Below are 1,145 nucleotides of genomic sequence, written 5' to 3' on the forward strand. Positions count from 1 at the left end.
TAAAATTTTAACCCGGTAGACTTGGGCTAAAATTTTTACCTCGGCGTATCTAAATTTAAGGATGGATGATGAAAATTTCTTTACGATTTTTGCCGCTCGCCCTACTCTTTTTATCTGTGCCGCTTTTTGCGCTAGAGCAAGACGAAGCGGTCAAGGTTTGCGAGCAGCCAAAATCCATGCCTGATTTTAGGATTTTCTACGACGAAAACGCTACGAGCGAGCAGATAGACGCGGGGCTTGATCAAATTTTAGATTTTTTACGGCAAAACCCGCACCGCGTAAACGACGAGCTGGGCGAGTATTGCGACCGCCTTTTTACACCTTTTATATTTAACGCCAAAATGTATAACACGGGCAAAATCGACTTTGAGCGGATAGAAAAAGCGCTCAAATTTAAGCCCGATCTAAACTACAAAACCATCGTTACTAGCCCTATTTGCAACTCCGCTTTGCTACTGATGCCGCTTCCCTCAGGACAAAAGTCCAATCTTAGCGAAGCTGACGTCATCCGCCTCGTAAAGCTGCTGGTTGCGCACGGAGCGGATGCGAACGATAAATTTGTTTTAAGCTGCATTTACGGTGCGGACGGCTTTTGGCTTTTTAAAGAGCTGCTTAGCATGAACGCCGATATGAGCGAGATAGCGCTGCAGATCGCGGTCGATATACGCTCCTTCGCTCATGAAAACGGCGCTACTTTAAAGTTTGGCGAGGCCGTAAATTTAAAGGCGGCGCGGTTTGGAAAAAGCGCGAAATTTATGGAGTTTTACCGCGAGAAAATAAGATATTTCGAGGAGTTTTTAAAATTTAAAAGCCTAAAAGAGATTAACAAAGGCGGGCTTAGATTTTTTATAGAAACGAATTTGGCGCTTGATAACGCCGAGGCGGTCAAATTTCTGCTAGAAAACGGACTTTGCGAGCGAGTGGGCGAATGCGAGTTTTTGAGAAAAAAGGCTAAATTTTACGAAGCGACGGAGGTTTTGAAGCTTAAATTTTAAAACGCGCTTTAAAAACCGAGCGTCAAAATTTACAAAAACCCAAATCCTAAATTTAACCTTTTACTGCGAGTCAAATTTGAGAAACAAATTTTAGATTAGTTGATAGTAATCGTATCAAGTTTAAAGATATTCTTAGCACCTTGTGCTATA

The 1,145-nt window shown here is 42.3% G+C and carries 1 protein-coding gene; it reads left to right on the forward strand.

Features of this window, described 5'->3' with window-relative positions; genetic code table 11:
- Window positions 1-68 precede the first annotated feature (68 nt).
- Complete coding sequence (locus tag Q0314_RS08215) at window positions 69-995, forward strand: hypothetical protein (protein WP_298058153.1); 927 nt, start codon at window positions 69-71, stop codon at window positions 993-995.
- The last annotated feature ends 150 nt before the right edge of the window (window positions 996-1,145 follow it).

Origin of the sequence: uncultured Campylobacter sp. (assembly GCF_938040115.1) — a bacterium.
Lineage (GTDB): Bacteria > Campylobacterota > Campylobacteria > Campylobacterales > Campylobacteraceae > Campylobacter_A.